Source organism: Sinorhizobium sp. GQ132, from assembly GCF_059758575.1.
This window is the reverse complement of record NZ_JCAXDX010000012.1, coordinates 1-18,038: the sequence shown is the minus strand read 5'-3', so window position 1 is coordinate 18,038 and position 18,038 is coordinate 1. Positions and strand designations below refer to the sequence as shown.

The window sequence follows — 18,038 nt, the reverse complement described above, 5'->3', positions numbered from 1 at the left end:
CCATCATGGAAGGTTGCCTTGCTGCGCAGCGTAAAGGCCCAGCCTGAGGCCGTCCTGCGAAACCGCCCATTTTTCCGCAAGACCTGGAACCAGTGCGCCTTGCTCGTCTGTCGTAAAAAGCGGTTCGGCTCCCTGAAGACGGCTAAAGACATAGCCAGTCTGTGCGGGCTCGATACCGGTGACTTCCCCTGGCCCAGCCACTTTCAGCCTCTCTGCATGGGCGGGAAGACCGATATAGGCGCGGCGAGCGCCAGCGTAAGGAAGAGCGCCTTCATTATTCGCATCGTATTCTCCGTAGTGGCTCAAAGTGATGTCTTCTTGTCAATCTGGCTCATTCCAGAAGGGCGAGAACGCGTGCCCGATATCGTTTTGCGTGACATCCGGCAGGCGTCGCGCTACGCAGTCGCAAAAGCACGCGGAGAGCGGGAATCCGAGTTCCTGCGCCCCGCCGCCAGTATGAGCAGATGCGGGTCCGACACGCTGTCGCCGACCAGGTAGCCAAGGTTGCCGCCGATAAGGTGGGGGTTTGTGCCATGAGAGACAGACCGCAATGCTCTATTCGGCTTCCAACACAACGCTGTCAAAATCAGCGCACGCGAACGGCTGCCTTCGGTGGAGCAACAGCTCAACTCAGGACACGACCAAATGCGAGACGCGGCGCCAGCGAAAGGTTGTGCGGGATTTGCTGCAACCGAAGAGACTTCTGCTGAAAGACGAAGCATTCCGGCACATTCTTCCAACAACTGCAACTATGCTTCGTCCATGCCGTAGAGTTCACAGGAGCCAAGGATATGGATCGCTTCAGGCCAAAATACGTAACATTCGACTGCCATGGTACGCTAATCAACTTTCAAATGGCGGAAGCCGCTCGTGATCTGTTCGGTCATCTTCTGGATGGGCCGAGCATGGACGAATTCATCAGGAACTTCCAAGCGTACCGCATCGATGAGGTATTGCAGGACTGGAAGCCCTATGCCGACGTTGTTCACAACGCGTTGGAGCGCACGTGCCGCCGCAACAAGGTTGCATTCAGGCCCGAAGACGCCGAAACCATCTACAACCGCGTACCGACCTGGGGACCGCATCCGGATGTGCCCGAGGGCCTAGCCAAATTAGCCAAGGAAATCCCGCTGGTCATTCTCACAAACTCCATGGTGGCCCAGATCCCGTCGAATGTGGCAAAGCTAGGCGCGCCGTTTCATGCCGTCTACACCGCAGAAGAAGCGGGAGCTTACAAACCGCACCTCAAGGCGTTCGAATATATGTTCGACATGTTGGGATGCGGACCGGAAGACATCACGCACGTTTCGTCGTCTTTCCGTCACGACCTCATGTCCGCCTATGACCTGGGTATCAAAAGCAAGGTGTGGGTCAACCGCGGCCACGAGCCGGCCAACCCTTATTATGAATACACCGAGATCCGCGATATTTCGCAGCTGCCTGGCGTTTTCGGGCTCTGACTTGAGATAAGGCAACAGCTGTTCAGGGACGAAAACGCGCGCGGGCCACTGAGCTATGCTGGAGTGCCTGCTCTGAGCTAGTCAGATTAGATCAGGGTATCCAACTTCGCAGCCCGAAAAGCACCATGAACGGACGAGGATCTTCAAATTGGGCGATCTTAGTGGACTTGCTGCTGATCAGGAACTAGGCCGGCGCAACAGCTCTGCGGCTCCGGCCTCCCGTCACCTGCCGCATGCTGCAGCGTCGACAGAAGCCTATTTTCGTGCCGCAACCGCCATTCTGTCCTCGCCGCCAGACGAGTCAGAACCCGACATTTCGGCGACACTGCTCAAGCGGCACTACGGACTGGAAGGATCGACTGCGGTCTTATCCTCCGAGGTCGAGCGCACTGTAGAGGTCTCCCTGTCCGACGGCCGCCAATTGATCCTGAAGACGCCGGCACGACAAGAGGCGGTCGAAAGCCTCCGTTTCCAAAGTGCCGCTTTGGCTGCACTGCAAGGAAGCGTGGGATTTGCTGCACCCACAGTGATCCCTACCAATGGGGGCGCGATGATGTTTGAGGAAGAGGGCCTAAGTGGTTACCTGCAGACCCGAATCGAGGGCGTGTCTCTGCACTAGGAGACGCCCACTCCTGATCTCCTCTTTCGAACTGGCAACGCCCTCGGCCAGATGGCCCTAGCCCTTGAGCAAGTCAATAATGGTTTGGCGGCACCCGTATGGACCTGCCCCCAACCGGGTCGCTGCCGACGGCATGATGGTGTCGGCAAAGGACTGAAGGGCCCATGCCTTCATGGGGAAATGCCTTGAGGTTCTAGACACCGAGATCCACCACATCTGATACCAGCCCGGCACACCATCATGTGCCCTTCTTTCGCAGCAGTCGCCGCTCGCTAAACCGCCCCAGGGTTCCAACCGCGCCCTCTGTTGCCGAACATTTCGTATCCGTCCTTCGTGACGGCGAGCGTATCCTCGAGCTTGATGAAACCGCGTTGCGGATGAAGCATCGTCGTCTCGACGGAAATGACCATGCCTGCCTCCAGGGGCCGATCCGCATCTACGCCTTCATAGGCGACGGGGTGGTTGGTCATCAGGAACGGTGCTTCGTGGCTGATGAGCCCCATGCCGTGGCAGAAGAAGTCGGTAAAGGCGGCCGAAGGCGAGCTTTTCAAAACCTTTTCCGCCGAAGCAATCATCTCACTGCCTCTTGCCCCGGCCTTGATCCTGGCAAAGGCTGCCTGCTGGATCGCATCGACTTCAGCTAGCAAGTCCTCGAGCTCCGCATCGGGCTCGCCGAGCACGCCCATCCGGCAAAGGTCACCGATATAGCCCTGGTAGTTGCCACCCGAATCAATCGAAAGCACCTCACCCTTCGCCCATGCCTGCGGCGAGGCCGCACGGTTGTGACTGGCACCCAGGGTCAGCAGGCAATACTCGAAATGCAGCCCGCGATTGGTCTCTTCTCGCCTCAGTCGTTCAATAATCTCGCCCTTGGTGGATCCCTCTCGTGCAGCCGCGATGGTGGCGAGCATGGAATCGGTGATCAGTTCGGAGGCAACCTTGAGCTTCTCCAGCTCCTGCGGTGTCTTGATCGAGCGCAGTCGCTCGAGCGTATGCGTCGCGTCCACGAAACGCGCACCTTCAAGGCGAGAAGCCAACAGATCCCGCGCATCGGCCGGCAGGAAGGGCGGTTCGACGCCGATGCGAGCACCGGCCTTGCCGATCTTTCTCAGGTGCTCGACCGCAAGCGCTGCTGCGTCGTGTGTACCCCAGGTCGCCGTATGAACGGCGGGTGTCCAGAAGGGGTTGTTCTGGTGTTCTCCCCCTTCCATGCGGTTGCCAATATATGCCGAGTGATCGGGGGAGCCCTTCTCATAAACGACGATCGGCAGATAGCGGCTGTGGCCAATCGCATCCATTGCGGCGAAGAAGATGAACTTGTAACCGCCAAGCAGGTACTGCGTGTTGTGCTTGGATGTGGCGAGCAGAACGTCGATGCCCGCCTCCTCCATGAGCTTGTCGAGTTTCGCCGCATCGAAGGGGGGCCCCGCCGCCAGCGTTTGTCTTGGGCTGATGTCCACGGAATTTCTCCCACAAAGCCGTTGTCGTGCGCCCTCAGGTACCGGGCGCGATTAGACGGAAATCCGGCAGATCCCGAAGCGCGCGCTCGGGGCCTGCCGGTGAATAGACCACGAAAAGCTGCATCGGACCGGGACCCGTGTTCCTCGTCGAGTGGAACCGGCTTTCCGGTACATAGATAGTGCAACCGGGTCCAACCCTCCGCGTCACCGGATCGCCGTTCTCGTCCTCCACCATCTGCTCCCCCTCTCCCGAGATGACGAAAATGATCTCTTCGGCTCCCGGATGATTGTGACGCGCATGCCCTTCGCCGCTCGGCAAATCCACCACACCGCCCGAGAAGCGCTCGGCCCCGTTCACCTCCGGCGCGACCGTCAGCGCAAGCCGGCCCCAGTCGAAGCCGAAGCTGTCAACATCAATCGGGTAGAGAAAATATTTGTCCTTTGCCATGCCGCGGCCTCCTCCGCATCTTGCTCGCTTCAGACCACCGTACCGATGGCAAGCGCCTTGAACTCTTCCGTCTGCTTGCGGATCGCCACCTCGGCAGGCAGGCGTTCCATGGAACTTGCTCCATAAAAACCATTGCAGCCTGGGCAACGATCCAGGATGTACCGTGCGTCCTCCGGCATCGAAATCGGCCCCCCGTGGCAGAGCACAATGACGTCCTTGCGTACCGAGCGCGCGGCAGCCGCTATCGCGTCGATTTCGCTCGCGCAGTCGTCGAGCGAGATCGCGGAAGTGGCGCCGATCGCACCTCCCGTGGTAACGCCCATATGAGCGACGACGATGTCTGCGCCCGCCTTCGTCATCGCGATCGCTTCTTCCTCGTTGAAGACATAGGGTGTCGTCAGCAGATCCAGCCGGTGGGCCTCGGCGATCATGTCCACCTCGAGACCATAGCCCATCCCCGTCTCCTCGAAGCTCCGCCGCATCCGTCCATCGAAGAGGCCGATGGTGGGGAAATTCTGTACGCCGGAAAAGCCCATGGCCTTCAGTTCCGCGAGAAACTGGGGCATGAAAACGAATGGGTCGGTGCCGTTGACGCCGGCGAGTACCGGTGTCGCCCTAACGACCGGCAGCACCTCCAAGGCCATTTCCTTGACGATCTCATTGGCATTTCCATAGGCGAGCAGACCGGCCGCCGAGCCGCGGCCCGCCATTCGGTAACGGCCGGAGTTATAGATGATGATCAGGTCGATGCCCCCGGCCTCCTCGGCCTTGGCCGAAATCCCCGTTCCGGCCCCACCTCCGATGATCGGCTTGCCGGCGGCGATCATGCCGTGGAACTTTTCAAGAATGGTCTTGCGGGGGATTAGTGGCATCGGTGTCTCTTTCAGAGTTGGCAATGTCTCGGTAGGCGGCGACTGCGGCCTCGGCGAACTGCGGATCGTTGATGTGGAGCGGAAGGCGTTCGATGCGGCGCCGGTCATTTCTATCGACGGTGGCTTCCAATGCCTCGAAGAGCGCCGCATCCGCCGCAGGATCAAAGAAGGCGCCGCCCTCGATATCCAGTGCCGACACGCCTCGCTCCGGGATCAGGAACCGGAGAGGTCCGCTGCAGAGGTTCAGCTTTGCGCCAATCCACCTTCCGATCGCGGCGCATTCCTCCGGAGTCGTGCGCATGAGCGTGACGTTTGGATTGTGGCGGTACAAGAGCCGGCCGGAATATCGCTCCGGCACCGTCTCTGGCGCCCAGAAATTGACCATATCCAAAGCCCCGACGGAGCCGACATAGGGCAATTCGGTGCGCGCAATTGCGCCGAAACGATCCTCGGTCGCCGGCAACACGCCGCCGAAGAGAAGATCGCACACCTCCGTCGTCGTGATGTCGAGCACACCCGATAGAAGCCCGCTGTCCGCAAGCTTCTCCATTGCTCGTCCACCGGTGCCTGTGGCGTGGAAAACCAAACAGTCATGATCGGCCTTCAGTCGTTCAACGATGGCAGTCACACAGGGCGTCGTCACGCCGAACATGGTCAGGCCGAGAGCGGGTTTCGCGGCCGTTTCGTCTGCCGGCCTGTTCGCCATGGCGGTAATCGCCTCTGCCGCATTTTTTAGGATCACGCGGCTCACGCGGTTGAGCCCGGCCATGTCGGTAACCGACGGCATCATGATGATGTCCGAGACGTCAACATAAGGTGCCACGTCGCCGGACGCGAGCGTCGAGACCATGACCTTCGGTAGCCCGAGCGGCAGCCTGCGCATGCCGGCGGTGATGATCGACGTCCCGCCGCCGCCACCCATGCCCACCACGCCGGCGACGTCGTCCCGGGCGGGAAGGAACCTCGCGAAGGCCTCGCCCATCGCAGCAATCGCCGTTCCCCGATCGTCGACGGAAAGCACCGCGGCGGCACCGCCCGGATGCGCCGCGGCCACGGTTTCGGCGGAGATATCAACCATAACCGTTGGGCGACGCGTGCCGACATCGACCAAAACAGGCTGGCCGCCCGCTGCCTCGACGCAGGACGCAAGATAAACGAGTTCCTCCCCCTTCGTGTCGGCCGTGCCGACGACGTAGATGCGCTTCATCTCTCCTCCCCGGCGACCCTGGCCCTCCTCTGCCTTGAAGGCCGCCTTATTTCGACCGGTTTGTCGGCACTTGCAAAATTATGAGATGCGCGTATCGTAAAGACATGGATGTCTCACGTCAACAGAGCGAATCCGTCGCACGCGCTGAACGCGGTCCCCGAGCCCGCACACGCAAACTCATGTTGGATACCGCCACACGGTTGATGCAGTCCGGTATAACCCCCTCGGTGAGTGAGGTCGCGGAAGCCGCCGAAGTTTCGCGCGCCACGGCCTACCGATACTTTCCGAGCCAGGCGGCGCTGGTTCATGCGGTGGTGCACGAGGCGCTCGGCCCGATCCTCGACTGGAGATCCGAGGCGCCCGATGCGCTCACCCGCGTTGGTGATCTGCTCGCAACTGCCATGCCGCGCATCGACGAGTTCGAAGCGACGTTCAAGGCTGCACTGAAGCTCTCGCTCGACCAGTGGGCGCAGCGGCAGGCAGGCACGCTTGGTAACGAACCACAGCTCACGCGAGGGCACCGCGTCGAGCTCCTTCGACAAGTCACCGTGCCACTCGAGGGCAAGGTGCCGGCTGAGGCCCGCGAGCAGTTGGCTCAGGCGCTCTCGCTTGTTTTCGGTGTCGAGGTGCTGGTCGTGCTGAAGGATATTTGGGGCCTCTCGTCCGAACGTGCACAAGCGGTTGCAGAATGGGCGGCGGCAGCCTTGGTCGAGGCGGCGGTCCGCGATGCGCAATCCGCGACATGATCTCGCGCATTCTCGCCGACTCGAGGAACTGGTTTGACCAATTTAGATAATGCGCGTGCATGACGACTTATGGGCAACTCATTCCTGGTTGAACTGGGGGTAAGGCATGCAGTTTTAATTCCGTAACAATCCCGGCATTGCGAGCGTTGGCCTGCGGCAATGGCGAGGAAACAGTGACCTTGACGCTCGTGAGATTTGGTAATACCAGATTGGTGCTGCGTTCGCTTGGGCTTAATATCTGTCCCAGGCCGGAAGGGTCGGAGGAGGACCCGCCGCAGAAGCGTCAATCAGGAGGATTTGACAGACGAACCGCCGTGGAAAAGGCGGGGCGGGATACACAAAAGGGGAGGAATATTATGCGCAAGACAGTGGCCGGTCTGGTGGCTGGTATCAGCTTTATGTTCGCCTGCGGGACTTCCGCGCAATCACAAGAACTGACGATTTTCTGGGCCGAATGGGACCCGGCCAATTATCTCCAGGAGCTCGTAAACGAATACGAGGCCGAGACCGGCGTGAAGGTCACGGTCGAAACGACTCCATGGGCCGACTTTCAAACGAAGGCCTTTACCGAATTCAACGCCAAGGGCTCGGCCTATGACATGGTCGTCGGCGACTCACAGTGGATCGGCGCCGCATCGGAGGCCGGCCACTACGTCGACCTCACCGAGTTCTTCAACCAGCACAAGCTAAACGAGGTGATGGCACCAGCCACGGTGAAGTACTACTCGGAATATCCTGCGAACTCCGGCAAGTACTGGTCGATCCCTGCCGAGGGCGACGCTGTCGGGTGGTCATACCGCAAGGACTGGTTCGAGGACCCGAAGGAGATGGAAGCCTTCAAGGCGAAGTATGGCTATGATCTCGCTCCACCCAAGGACTGGAAGCAGTTGCGCGACATCGCCGAGTTCTTCCATCGTCCGGACCAGAAGCGCTACGGCATCGCGATTTACACCGATAACTCCTATGACGGCCTCGTTATGGGCGTGGAGAACGCCATCTTCTCTTTCGGAGGAGAACTCGGAGACTACAGCACTTACAAGGTCGACGGGATCATCAACTCGGAGAAGAACGTCAAGGCTTTGGAAGCCTACCGCGAGCTTTACGGTTTCACCCCTCCTGGCTGGGCAAAGTCCTTCTTCGTCGAGAACAACCAGGCGATCACCGAAAATCTGGCGGCGATGAGCATGAACTACTTCGCCTTCTTCCCGGCGCTGGTCAACGAAGCATCAAACCCGAACGCGAAGGTCACCGGCTTCTTTGCCAACCCGGCCGGCCCGGAGGGCGACCAGTATGCCGCTCTCGGAGGCCAGGGCATCTCCATCGTCTCCTATTCGGAGAACAAGGAAGAGGCGATGAAATTCCTTGAGTGGTTCGTCAAGGACGAGACACAGAAGCGCTGGGCCGAGCTCGGCGGTTACACGGCAAGCGCTAAGGTATTGGAGTCCGAAGAGTTCCAAAACGCCACGCCCTACAACAAGGCATTCTACGAGACCATGTTCAGAGTGAAGGACTTCTGGGCAACGCCGGAATATGCCGAGCTGCTGATCCAGATGAACCAACGCATTTATCCCTACGTGACGGCCGGCCAGGGTACAGCGAAGGAGGCGCTCGACGCTCTCGCCAAGGACTGGAACGCGACCTTCAAAAAGTACGGCCGCCAATAACGAACGACACGCGGGTGGGTGCCCGGCTCCCTCCCGCTCTTCAACTTGGCACCGGACAGGGCTCGCGCCGAACGCGGCGCCGCGCTCAGGCAATACGCAACAGATGGCGCAAGTGCGCCCGGCGTCGGCTCTGGGAGGAGGAGCACATTGGCCACCGTGGTTATGACATCGTTGGATTCGAAGTCGCGCGCTGCTTCGCGCGGCTTGAGCGACATCAAAATTCGCAATCTTTTCATTATTCCGACGATCCTGTTCCTGATCGTCTTCAACATCTTCCCGTTGATCTACTCGCTCGGCTATTCGTTCACCGACTTTCGTGCTTCGACGAACGCGCCGGCCACATTCGTCGGCCTGCAGAACTATCGGGAACTTTTAAACGACCCCTTCATCTGGGCGAACTTCGCAATTACGGCGAAATACGTGATCGTGTCGGTTGCCGGTCAGGTTGCCGTCGGTTTTGGCACGGCGATGCTGCTCAACCGTGAAATCCCCTTCAAGGGTCTCATCACGACCCTGCTTCTGCTGCCGATGATGTTGTCGATGGCGGTGGTCGGGCTCTTCTGGAAGCTGCTCTACGATCCTTCCTTCGGCATCATCAACTACGCGCTCGGCCTCGGCTCTTTCGAGTGGCTGGCGAATCCCGAAATGGCACTCTACGCCGTCGCAATCACCGACATCTGGATGTGGTCACCCTTCGTGATGTTGCTCTCGCTCGCAGGCCTCTCGGCCGTACCGAGGCACCTTTACGAGGCGGCTGCCATTGACCGAGCGGGACCGTTCTACACGTTCTTCCGTATCACTCTGCCGCTCGTTGCGCCGATACTCATGATCGCAATCATCTTTCGCACGATGGAGGCTTTCAAGACTTTCGATCTCGCCTACATTCTCACCAGCCAACCGACCACGGAGGTGATCTCGATCCGCCTCTACAAGATGGCGTTTCAGGAATGGCAGACCGGGCGGTCCTGCGCACTCGCCTACATCGTGCTGATCATGGTGCTCGCGATCACCAACATTTACGTCAAATATCTCAACAGGGTGAAGGAGCGCTGAGATGGCGGCTGTCCAAACTCGCTCCGAGCGCGCGCTAAACCGGGTAGCGATCGCCGCCGTGCTCGTAATCACGCTGCTGTTCCTCGCACCGATCTATTGGATCACGTCTACGGCCTTCAAGCCGCGCAACCTCGCGACGACCATCCCTCCGACGGTCATCTTCGAGCCGGAGATCTCGCCGTTCGTCAAGCTCTTCACCAAGCGCTCTCAATTGCGGTCAGCACCAGAGCCCGAAGACTATGCGGCCGCTCCCTGGTGGGAACGGCTGGTCTTCGACGGGGGGGAAAAGGTCGTACGTTCGGGACGCGGTGAGGTGCAGTTATCCGGCTACCCGAACCGCTTCATGAATTCGCTCATTGTGGCGATCACCTCTACGGTGCTCGCCGTGGGCATGGGTACCTTCACGGCCTACGGCTTCTCCCGTTTCAAAGTGAAGGGCGAAGCGGACCTGTTGTTCTTCATTTTATCGACACGCATGCTGCCGCCCGTGGTCGTGGCGATCCCCATGTTCCTGATGTACCGGGCTGTGGGGCTGAACGACACTCACTGGGGTCTTATCATCCTCTACACCGCCTTCAATCTGTCCTTCTCGGTCTGGCTGATGAAGGGCTTCATCGACGAGATTCCGAAGGAATACGAGGAAGCGGCGCTCGTCGACGGCTACACGCGCTTGGAAGCCTTCTTCAAGATTGTGCTGCCAGAGGCCGCCACAGGGATCGCCGCGACCGCCGTCTTTTGCTTCATCACAGCGTGGAATGAATATGCTTTCGCGCTGATCATGACGAACCGGCGCGCGCAAACGGCACCGCCCTTCATCCCAAGCCAGGTCGGCTCTGGCCTTCCGGATTGGACCGTCATCGCGGCAGGTACCTTCCTGTTCCTGTTACCGGTCGCAATCTTCACCTTCCTGCTCAGGAACCATCTCTTGCGCGGCATGAGCTTCGGAGCGATCCGCAAATGACGTTTCGTGCCATAAATCAGAAGTATCTCGCGCCAGGCGCGCAGCTCCTGATGATATTCGGGATCATCGCGCTGTGCCAGCCGTGGAACCTGTTCCTTCATCGCTATGGACTGACGATGACGTTAGTTGGGCTGATTGCCTTCATGATCACGTCGAAGGTCCCGCCGGAACAGAAAGCTGACGAGAGCAGGCCATGACGCAGATTGAATTACGCGGGATTGAGAAGCACTTTGGTGCCGTTCAGGTCATCAAGGACCTCAATCTCACCATCGCCGACAACGAGTTCATTGTTCTGCTTGGCCAGTCCGGCTGCGGCAAGACGACCACTCTACGCGCGATCGCCGGGCTCGAAACGATCGATGAAGGCGACATCCTCATAGACGGTCAGCCGGTGCAGCACATAAAGGCGTCGCACCGAGACATCGCCTTTGTGTTCCAGTCCTTCTCGCTCTACCCGCACATGACGGTCTTCGAGAATATCGCCTTCCCGCTCCGCGCCACGCGCGGCAACCCTAGGGATATCGAGCGCGAGGTTCAGGCGGTTGCAAAAACGCTCCAGATCACCCATCTGCTCACCAAAAAGCCCTCCGCTCTTTCCGGCGGCGACATGCAGCGCGTGGCGATCGGTCGGGCACTCGTCCGGCGTCCCAAGGCGATGCTTATGGATGAGCCGATCGGCGCGCTTGACGCGAAGCTCCGCGAAGAGATGCGCGCTGAAATCAAGCGACTTCACATCAAACAGGGCTCGACAACGATCTACGTAACCCATGACCAGGTCGAAGCGATGTCCCTCGCCGATCGCATTGTCGTTATGCACGAAGGTGTGCTGCAGCAAGTCGGCAGCCCTCACGAGGTCTACGCTCGTCCTGCCAACATGTTCGTCGCGCAGTTTGTCGGGAGTCCGGTAATGAACATGTCTGACGTGACGGTTTCCGAGGACGCGGGGCATGCGCGCGTCGTGGTGCGAGGTGCTCCAACGTACTTCGATTTTCCGTCGAGTCTCACGGCCCAGCTCGCTGTCGCTGGGGCTCGAAACGGAAATCTCACCCTCGGCGTACGACCTGAAGGGGTTCTCGTGTCGAGGGAAGCACGTGAGGGCTTCGTGCCCGTCAAGGCCCATATCATCGAACCGCTCGGCTCGCATGACATCATAGACCTGCAGGTTGGCGATCAGATGCTGCGCGCGCGCACAAAAAGTGGTTTCGTACCCCGACCCGGCCAGGCCGTCTGGGCTCGCATAGATCCGGCTCAGGCGCACTTCTTCGACAGCTCGACTGGCACATCTTTCGGGATCAGGCTCTGATGGCGCATATCGAACTCAAAGGCATCACCAAAACCTTCGGTACCCACACCGCCCTGAGGGATCTCAGTTTCGAAATTGCCGACGGAGAGTTTTTCGTGCTGCTCGGCGAGACGGGCGCCGGCAAGACGACGACCCTCAGACTGATTGCCGGGCTCGAAAAGCCGACGGGCGGACAGATCTTCATCGACGGTGAGGATGTCGCCGACTGGGGCGCCGCCGAGCGCGACGTGGCGCTTGTGCTGCAGCAGTATTCGCTCTATCCGCGCTATACCGTCCGCGAGAATCTCGAATTTCCGCTGAAGTCTCGCATCCGGCGTGTCGAACCGGTCGAGATCAAGGAGCGTGTCGCCCGTGTCGCGAGGACGCTCCGCATCGAGCATCTGCTCGACCGCAAGACTGACCGACTATCGGGTGGCGAGATGCAGCGCGTGTCTATCGGCCGAGCCATCGTACGCAAGCCGCGCGTCTTTCTGATGGACGAGCCCCTTTCCGCCCTCGACGCCAAACTGCGCGAGGCGCTGCGCACTGAACTCAAGAACCTTCAGATGAATCTCGGCGCAACCTTTCTCTTCGTCACCCACGATCAGATCGAAGCCATGTCGATGGGCGACAAGATCGGCGTACTCAACAACGGCCAGCTCGTTCAGACAGGCACCCCACAGGAAATCTATCGCAATCCAGTCAACACGTTCGTTGCACGTGCAGTCGGATCGCCGCCGATGAACCTGATCTCCGGCAAGCTTGCGGCCAGCGAGGCTATCGCGGACGAAGGCTACCGCTTGCCTTTTGACGCCGCGCTGGGCGCTGCGCTTGACGGACGGCCCCTGACCTTCGGTATCCGCCCTGAGGATCTTTTCCTCGAAAGCGGCGCACCCGGCGAGGCCCGCGTGCACGACGTCGAGAACCATGGCGTCGAAAAGATCGTCACGCTTCGTACAGGCAACCACTTCTTGCAAGCGACGGTGCCAGCTCAGACCGACCTCGAGATCGAGGAGTCTGTTCGCTTCTCCTGGAATCCGGAAAAGGTCGTGCTCTTCGACGGCGGAAGCGGGATGAGCCTGCGCCATGCCGGCCGAGGCGTCATTGGCGACAAAAAACCGAGTCCATCCTGGACGTGACTTCCCGCCCGCTTGCCCGTCATTCACATGACCACCAGGAACGCGTCCATCCGGAATGGACAAAGCCCTATGCCGGGAACCGCCGCCTGTAGTGTTCCACGACCTCAGGGTTGCGGAGATTAACGGGCAATCCCCCTTCCATGACGCGGATTGCTTCGGCCGCAGCTCCTATTCCCATGCGCATCATGCTTTCCTCGGTGATGCCGGCGAGATGAGGCGTCACGATCACATTGTCCAGCCGGAAGTAGGGATGCTCGGACGGGAGGGGCTGTGTAGAGAACACGTCAAGGGCAGCGCCGCCGATACGCCCCATCTCTAGCGCCTCGATCAACGCACCATCATCCACGACCGGACCGCGCGACACGTTGACGAGGATCGCGCCCGGCTTCATGCGCGCAATTCGCTCGCGGCTTAGAAGCCCGGTCGTCTCGGGCGTGAGCGGGCAACAGAGAACGACGATATCAGCCGTCGAAACCAGATCGTCGACCGAGAGAAACCGGACACCGTTCGGCAGGCTTTCCGGCGAGCGGCTATTCGCAACGACCTCCAGCTGGAACCCGTACTTCGCGATCCGGAAGACCGCCTTTCCCACATTGCCCATGCCGATGACGCCCATGATGCGGCCGGCGAGATCAGGTGCTCGGTCGCAGTGGGCTCGCCCAGCACTCCAACCCATGTTTCTGAGATCGCGGTCCATAGGACGGAACTGGCGCAGCAACGCAAGCGTCACCATGAAGACGTGCTCCGCAACAGTCGGCGCGTTGACGGCCGGCACGTTGGCGATAAGCACACCGGCGGCCGTGGCCGCGTCATAGGGAATCATGTCGAGCCCCGCACCATGCCGGACTACGGCGCGCAGGGCCGGTACATTTCCGAAGAAGGCCGGCGGTATCGGCGCGCGCACGATGACAATCTCCGCGCCCTCACCTTCACGAAGCAACGTCTCTGGATCGGGGGCGGACGCGACGCGGAGATCACCCGCCGCCTTCAGCATAGCTTCGGCGTCGGGGTGCAGGCGATGGGTCGAGAAAATGAAACTCATCGTCCTCCTCATTGCCGACCGGGGACTACTCCGCGGCTGTCGCAGGCCCGCCGATGAGGCCCTTCCAATAGCTTTCCGCGCCCTGAAGATGCGCGTTCATCAAAGCTTGGGCGAGATTGCCGTCGCGTGCGAGCAGCGCCTCGTAGATACGGATATGTTCTTCATGCGAGCGGCGGCTGCGGGCGATATCAGCAAAGTAGATGGGCAGTCGCTGTTCGCCCATGGTATAATAGACGCTGCAGATCCGGTGGAACACGCTGTTCTTCGTCGCCCGCACGATCTCCAGATGGAAGTCCCTATCTTCGCGCGCGAGGCCCTCGCCTGCAGCGATCTTCGCCTCGGAAGCGGCGAGAATTTCGCGCAGCCGTTCGTAGTTCTCCTCCGTCGCCCGCGCGCAGGCGAGCTCCGCAGCCTTGATTTCGTGGATCTTGCGGAGTTCCACCGTCTCGTAGATCACGATCGGGTCCAGTGGCACGCCAGCGCGCGCGAAGAGTGCTATGGCCTCGACACTCGCCTCCGTCGTCGTCAGATAGATACCCGACTTTGGCCGGCGCTCCACAATGCGCATGGCTTCCAGGATTGCCAGTGCCTCCCGGAGCTGTCCCCGGCTGACGGCGAAGTGCTCGGCGAGCTCCCGCTCCGAAGGTGTTCGTCCACTGCCGCTCGAAGTTGAAAATAGATGGGCCGCCAGGTCCGAAAGCAAATTGTTTTCTTTCATAATTACAGTCTTTGCGCATGAGTCTCCAGGACGCGCTCCTTTATCGTAAACCCCAAGCCGGGTTTATCGGGAATCTCTAGCATCCCGTCTCTCACGGCGACAGTCTCTTCGACGAGGTCGTGGATCATCGGATTCGCGCCGACCGAGTATTCGATGACGAAGCTTGCCGGGGAGGCCGCGCAGACGTGCAGACCAGAGAAGAAGCACGGGGCACCGGCCCACAAATGCGGGGCAAGACGGAGGTTGAAGGCACTGGCGATCGCGCCGATGCGCATGGCCTCCGTAATGCCACCGCAGAACGCCGGATCGGGCTGGAAAATATCGGCTGATCGCAGCACCGCAAGGTCGCGGAAAGCGAAGCGAGTGGCCTCGCTCTCGCCGGCTGCGATCGGAACATTTCCAGCGGCGCGCACTTCCGCCATGCCGGCCTTATCGTCTGCGATCACCGGCTCCTCGAACCAGGCAAGATCGCAATCCCGGACGAGCTGGATGAAACGTTTCGCGTCGGCAACCGTATAGGTGCCATGCGCATCGACCATGATATCCACCGAGGGGCCAAGCGCCTTGCGGGCAGCACGCACGCGGGCCGCCGAGACATGCGGTGCGCGGTCCATCGCGCCGACCCTCATCTTGACCGCCTTGAAACCGCCACTGGCAAGGTAGGACTGAAGTTGGGCGCCGATCTTTTCGGCACTTTCCCACCCGCCGGAAGCATAAGCAGGCAGCCGATCCGCTTTACGCCCGCCGAGCAGCTTCCATACCGGCACGCCCAGCGATTTGCCAAGGATGTCCCACAATGCGATGTCGACGGCACTGATCGCGGCGATCGAGAGGCCCCGGCGTGAGAGCTCCGGCATAGCATGACCTGACACCGCCGCCGTTTCGTGGCGCACGCCATTGTAAAGCATCTCCCAGATGGCGGAGATATCGGCGGCGTCGCGACCGACGAGCCTCGGACCCACCTCATAGTTGAGCATGTGAACGAGGGTGCCGTAAGTACCCGCGCTGCCCGCAGCATTCTTGCCCTCGCCCCACCCCACGATCCCGTCATCTGTTTCTATGCGCAGGATCGCCGCGTCGAAGGTTGTCAGGCGACCAAAATCGCTGCGATGCTGCCGATTGGCTTCGATAGGTATGCGAACCCACCAGGCTTGGACGGTCTTGATACGCATTTCGCCTCCCAACCCCGCAGCACGCCGGCCGCAGGGGCATACTCGGGACCCGTCCCTCACTTGATCAGCGGCAGGATGGTCTCTGCGGTGATCCGCATCTGGTCATCGTAGAACTTCTCGGTTAGCAAGCTCGATCCGTGGTCCTGGATGAATTTGAGCTGCTCCGGGGGGATATCGACCGGATTGCGCTCGACCATATCGCGGTATTTCGCCGCTGGCGTTCGGTCTACCGGAGCCACGAACTCATTGGTGAGCGCGCCGTCGTATCCGATCTCTTTCAAAGTGGCGACGATCTTCGGCCAGTCGAGATGACCGAGGCCCGCCGCAAAGCGGTTGTTGTCCGCCACATGGAAATCGAAAAGCCGGTTTCCCGCAAGCCTGATCGCGTCGTATATGTCCTCCTCCTCGATGTTGAGGTGAAAAGCATCGAGGCAAACGCCGCAATCGGGATCAACTGCGTCGGCTAGCGCGAGCGCTTGGGCAGCGCGGTTGAAGAGATAAGTCTCGAACCGGTTGAGCGGTTCAATCGCCAGCCGGACGCCCTTTCCCCGGGCGTGAGCGAAGCACTCCTTCGTCGCATCCACGACCCACTGCCATTCTTCCTCCTCGGTGCCATCCGGAACAACCTTGCCGACGGTCGCAGGTACAAGGGTGACGATCTCGCCTTCGAGCTCACTCACCATCGTTATAACACTCTTCACGTAATCCACCGACTTTGCTCGCTGGCCCTCATCCTTGGCTGCGAGGTTGCGCTCGCCGAGCGTTAGCGTCACCGCGCCCCAGCAGCGAATGCCGTGTTCTTTGAGCAGTGCGCGCGTGTCCTTGAAGTCATACTGGGCCGGCTCGCCTGAAATCTCGATGCTCTCGTAGCCGTACTTTTTGATGCGTTTCAGCGTGACGGCGAGAGGCTCCGCCCGCATCCAGTTGTGCGTCGAAAGGTGCATAAACGTCCTCCCAAAACCATCGTTACTGCCGCGGCACTCGAGGGTGCCGGGGCATCTCCTCCACTCCGACCGAACCTATTCTGGTTTGGCCAATTATGCTTCGTAGAAGGTCTATCCCAAATTACCTCTGCCGGCAAGCCGCTTGCGTAACCTCGCATTTCTGGACTTTTATACAAGTTCGCGGCGTATCGTAGCGCTTCTGTCCGAAATCATTGACGTTGCTAACTTGACCAGATCGCCGCATTTGGTATTACCAGATCGCGATCAGCGTGGGAGGCGTTACCGCGGTAGTGAGAAACGGGAGGATGGAACCATGAAGATCGGTATGTGCATGTTTCTGTGGACGACGAGCGTCGGCCGGAAACATGAAAAGCTACTCCGGGACATCAGGGCGACCGGCTTCGACGGGGTAGAGATACCGATCTTCGAGGGCGCTCCGGACGAGTACCGCCGCCTCGGCGCATTGCTCGATCGCATAGGTCTGGAGCGCACCGCAGTGTCTGCCATGAGCGACCCTTCCATGAACCTGATTTCGCCTGACAATGCGACACGCAAGCGCGGCATCGCTTACATGCAATGGGCTATCGACTGCGCGGCCGCCCTCGGCGCGCACACGTTAAGCGGTCCACTGCATTCTACGCTCGGCCAGTTCTCCGGTACCGGTCCCACCGCCGCAGAACTGAGGCGGTCCATCTCCTCGCAGCGCACGATCGGCGAACATGCCGCTCAGCGCGGTGTCACCGTTGCACTTGAGGCGCTGAACCGCTTCGAGTGTTATCTCGTCAACACAATGGACGACCTTGCTGCCCATATTGATGCGATCGGGCATCCGAATATTCGCGCCATGTACGACACCTTCCACAGCAATATCGAAGAAGCCGACCCCGTAGGGGCCTTCACCCGCAATGCGGACCGCATCGTTCATGTCCACATCTCGGAGAACGACCGAGGGGTGCCGGGCCGTGGCAACATTCCATGGCCGGAGACCTTCAAGGAAATCCGTGCGAGCGGCTATGACGGCTGGCTGACAATCGAGGCCTTCGGCCGCGCATTGAAAGACCTCGCGGCCGCAACGAAGGTCTGGCGCGATTTCTCCGAGTCGCCCGAAGTGGTCTACCGGGATGGATACCGTCACATCCGGGACGGATGGGAGGCAGCGGCATGACAGACCCGGCCTTCCGGACTACATCCTAGAAGCTCCAGTTGAACTAGCCTGTGTGGCGCCGCTCACCAAAGCCTGGTTTTGCTAGA

At 60.1% G+C, this 18,038-nt stretch carries 19 protein-coding genes; 11 read left to right on the top strand and 8 right to left on the bottom strand.

Annotation, left to right across the window (positions count from 1 at the left end; all coding sequences use genetic code 11):
* Positions 1-18 precede the first annotated feature (18 nt).
* From AC6CIG_RS24270 to AC6CIG_RS24260, 3 genes are all read left to right on the top strand, one after another.
* The gene (locus AC6CIG_RS24270) at positions 19-498 is read left to right on the top strand and encodes a hypothetical protein (RefSeq protein WP_498323994.1); all 480 of its coding nucleotides are present in this window, start codon (positions 19-21) and stop codon (positions 496-498) included.
* Positions 499-791: 293 nt separating this feature from the next.
* Positions 792-1,460, top strand: coding sequence for a haloacid dehalogenase type II (locus tag AC6CIG_RS24265; protein WP_018098150.1), 669 nt, complete (start codon positions 792-794; stop codon positions 1,458-1,460).
* A 148-nt stretch (positions 1,461-1,608) separates the two neighbouring features.
* A complete protein-coding gene (locus AC6CIG_RS24260; protein ID WP_498323993.1) occupies positions 1,609-2,079 on the top strand; it encodes a hypothetical protein in 471 nt (156 codons plus the stop codon).
* A gap of 272 nt (positions 2,080-2,351) precedes the next feature.
* Here AC6CIG_RS24260 and AC6CIG_RS24255 read toward each other — a convergent pair whose 3' ends face one another.
* The 4 genes from AC6CIG_RS24255 to AC6CIG_RS24240 are packed head-to-tail and all read right to left on the bottom strand — an operon-like array spanning position 2,352 to position 6,066.
* On the bottom strand, positions 2,352-3,539 hold the full coding sequence (locus AC6CIG_RS24255) for a M24 family metallopeptidase (RefSeq protein WP_498323992.1): 1,188 nt from the start codon (positions 3,537-3,539) through the stop codon (positions 2,352-2,354).
* A 34-nt stretch (positions 3,540-3,573) separates the two neighbouring features.
* Positions 3,574-3,987 carry a cupin domain-containing protein gene (locus AC6CIG_RS24250; protein ID WP_018098153.1) on the bottom strand — a complete coding sequence of 138 codons (414 nt, stop codon included), beginning with the start codon at positions 3,985-3,987 and terminating at the stop codon, positions 3,574-3,576.
* A gap of 29 nt (positions 3,988-4,016) precedes the next feature.
* A complete protein-coding gene (locus tag AC6CIG_RS24245; protein ID WP_018098154.1) occupies positions 4,017-4,859 on the bottom strand; it encodes a phosphoenolpyruvate hydrolase family protein in 843 nt (280 codons plus the stop codon).
* Positions 4,828-6,066 carry a Tm-1-like ATP-binding domain-containing protein gene (locus tag AC6CIG_RS24240; RefSeq protein ID WP_498323991.1) on the bottom strand — a complete coding sequence of 413 codons (1,239 nt, stop codon included), beginning with the start codon at positions 6,064-6,066 and terminating at the stop codon, positions 4,828-4,830. Before AC6CIG_RS24240 ends, AC6CIG_RS24245 begins: the two co-directional genes overlap by 32 nt.
* Before the next feature lie 104 nt (positions 6,067-6,170).
* Between AC6CIG_RS24240 and AC6CIG_RS24235 the strand changes: the two genes are divergently transcribed.
* The 7 genes from AC6CIG_RS24235 (at position 6,171) to AC6CIG_RS24205 (ending at position 12,911) form a co-directional block, all read left to right on the top strand.
* The gene (locus AC6CIG_RS24235; RefSeq protein ID WP_018098156.1) at positions 6,171-6,812 is read left to right on the top strand and encodes a TetR/AcrR family transcriptional regulator; all 642 of its coding nucleotides are present in this window, start codon (positions 6,171-6,173) and stop codon (positions 6,810-6,812) included.
* A gap of 356 nt (positions 6,813-7,168) precedes the next feature.
* A complete protein-coding gene (locus AC6CIG_RS24230) occupies positions 7,169-8,476 on the top strand; it encodes an ABC transporter substrate-binding protein (RefSeq protein ID WP_018098157.1) in 1,308 nt (435 codons plus the stop codon).
* Between the two features lie 147 nt (positions 8,477-8,623).
* Positions 8,624-9,529 (top strand): carbohydrate ABC transporter permease, encoded by a 906-nt coding sequence (locus tag AC6CIG_RS24225; RefSeq protein WP_018098158.1) that lies wholly within the window; start codon positions 8,624-8,626, stop codon positions 9,527-9,529.
* Position 9,530: 1 nt separating this feature from the next.
* Positions 9,531-10,490 carry a carbohydrate ABC transporter permease gene (locus tag AC6CIG_RS24220; protein ID WP_102762997.1) on the top strand — a complete coding sequence of 320 codons (960 nt, stop codon included), beginning with the start codon at positions 9,531-9,533 and terminating at the stop codon, positions 10,488-10,490.
* Complete coding sequence (locus tag AC6CIG_RS24215) at positions 10,487-10,687, top strand: hypothetical protein (protein WP_018098160.1); 201 nt, start codon at positions 10,487-10,489, stop codon at positions 10,685-10,687. Before AC6CIG_RS24220 ends, AC6CIG_RS24215 begins: the two co-directional genes overlap by 4 nt.
* Positions 10,684-11,793: an ABC transporter ATP-binding protein gene (locus AC6CIG_RS24210; protein WP_498323990.1), complete on the top strand. Its 1,110-nt coding sequence runs from the start codon at positions 10,684-10,686 to the stop codon at positions 11,791-11,793. Before AC6CIG_RS24215 ends, AC6CIG_RS24210 begins: the two co-directional genes overlap by 4 nt.
* Complete coding sequence (locus tag AC6CIG_RS24205; RefSeq protein ID WP_498323989.1) at positions 11,793-12,911, top strand: ABC transporter ATP-binding protein; 1,119 nt, start codon at positions 11,793-11,795, stop codon at positions 12,909-12,911. Before AC6CIG_RS24210 ends, AC6CIG_RS24205 begins: the two co-directional genes overlap by 1 nt.
* Before the next feature lie 67 nt (positions 12,912-12,978).
* Here the strand turns inward: AC6CIG_RS24205 and AC6CIG_RS24200 are convergent, their stop codons facing one another.
* Genes AC6CIG_RS24200 through AC6CIG_RS24185 form a run of 4 tightly spaced genes read right to left on the bottom strand, consistent with a single transcriptional unit; the run spans position 12,979 to position 16,787 of the window.
* Positions 12,979-13,953: a 2-hydroxyacid dehydrogenase gene (locus AC6CIG_RS24200; protein ID WP_498323988.1), complete on the bottom strand. Its 975-nt coding sequence runs from the start codon at positions 13,951-13,953 to the stop codon at positions 12,979-12,981.
* Positions 13,954-13,978: 25 nt separating this feature from the next.
* Positions 13,979-14,671, bottom strand: coding sequence for a FadR/GntR family transcriptional regulator (locus tag AC6CIG_RS24195; RefSeq protein ID WP_100673692.1), 693 nt, complete (start codon positions 14,669-14,671; stop codon positions 13,979-13,981).
* Between the two features lie 2 nt (positions 14,672-14,673).
* Positions 14,674-15,843: a mandelate racemase/muconate lactonizing enzyme family protein gene (locus AC6CIG_RS24190; RefSeq protein WP_102763001.1), complete on the bottom strand. Its 1,170-nt coding sequence runs from the start codon at positions 15,841-15,843 to the stop codon at positions 14,674-14,676.
* Positions 15,844-15,899: 56 nt separating this feature from the next.
* Positions 15,900-16,787 carry a sugar phosphate isomerase/epimerase family protein gene (locus tag AC6CIG_RS24185; RefSeq protein WP_102764710.1) on the bottom strand — a complete coding sequence of 296 codons (888 nt, stop codon included), beginning with the start codon at positions 16,785-16,787 and terminating at the stop codon, positions 15,900-15,902.
* Positions 16,788-17,100: 313 nt separating this feature from the next.
* Here AC6CIG_RS24185 and AC6CIG_RS24180 point away from each other — a divergent pair, with 313 nt between their 5' ends.
* Positions 17,101-17,952, top strand: coding sequence for a sugar phosphate isomerase/epimerase family protein (locus tag AC6CIG_RS24180; RefSeq protein ID WP_498323987.1), 852 nt, complete (start codon positions 17,101-17,103; stop codon positions 17,950-17,952).
* Positions 17,953-18,038: the final 86 nt, after the last annotated feature.

Coding starts and splice junctions, on each gene's coding strand:
- AC6CIG_RS24240 (WP_498323991.1), bottom strand. CDS start 6,066: ATGAAGCGCATCTACGTCGTCGGCACGGCCGACACGAAGGGGGAGGAA.
- AC6CIG_RS24230 (WP_018098157.1), top strand. CDS start 7,169: ATGCGCAAGACAGTGGCCGGTCTGGTGGCTGGTATCAGCTTTATGTTC.
- AC6CIG_RS24205 (WP_498323989.1), top strand. CDS start 11,793: ATGGCGCATATCGAACTCAAAGGCATCACCAAAACCTTCGGTACCCAC.
- AC6CIG_RS24190 (WP_102763001.1), bottom strand. CDS start 15,843: ATGCGTATCAAGACCGTCCAAGCCTGGTGGGTTCGCATACCTATCGAA.
- AC6CIG_RS24200 (WP_498323988.1), bottom strand. CDS start 13,953: ATGAGTTTCATTTTCTCGACCCATCGCCTGCACCCCGACGCCGAAGCT.
- AC6CIG_RS24180 (WP_498323987.1), top strand. CDS start 17,101: ATGAAGATCGGTATGTGCATGTTTCTGTGGACGACGAGCGTCGGCCGG.
- AC6CIG_RS24215 (WP_018098160.1), top strand. CDS start 10,487: ATGACGTTTCGTGCCATAAATCAGAAGTATCTCGCGCCAGGCGCGCAG.
- AC6CIG_RS24235 (WP_018098156.1), top strand. CDS start 6,171: ATGGATGTCTCACGTCAACAGAGCGAATCCGTCGCACGCGCTGAACGC.
- AC6CIG_RS24250 (WP_018098153.1), bottom strand. CDS start 3,987: ATGGCAAAGGACAAATATTTTCTCTACCCGATTGATGTTGACAGCTTC.
- AC6CIG_RS24210 (WP_498323990.1), top strand. CDS start 10,684: ATGACGCAGATTGAATTACGCGGGATTGAGAAGCACTTTGGTGCCGTT.
- AC6CIG_RS24195 (WP_100673692.1), bottom strand. CDS start 14,671: ATGAAAGAAAACAATTTGCTTTCGGACCTGGCGGCCCATCTATTTTCA.
- AC6CIG_RS24265 (WP_018098150.1), top strand. CDS start 792: ATGGATCGCTTCAGGCCAAAATACGTAACATTCGACTGCCATGGTACG.
- AC6CIG_RS24245 (WP_018098154.1), bottom strand. CDS start 4,859: ATGCCACTAATCCCCCGCAAGACCATTCTTGAAAAGTTCCACGGCATG.
- AC6CIG_RS24220 (WP_102762997.1), top strand. CDS start 9,531: ATGGCGGCTGTCCAAACTCGCTCCGAGCGCGCGCTAAACCGGGTAGCG.
- AC6CIG_RS24185 (WP_102764710.1), bottom strand. CDS start 16,787: ATGCACCTTTCGACGCACAACTGGATGCGGGCGGAGCCTCTCGCCGTC.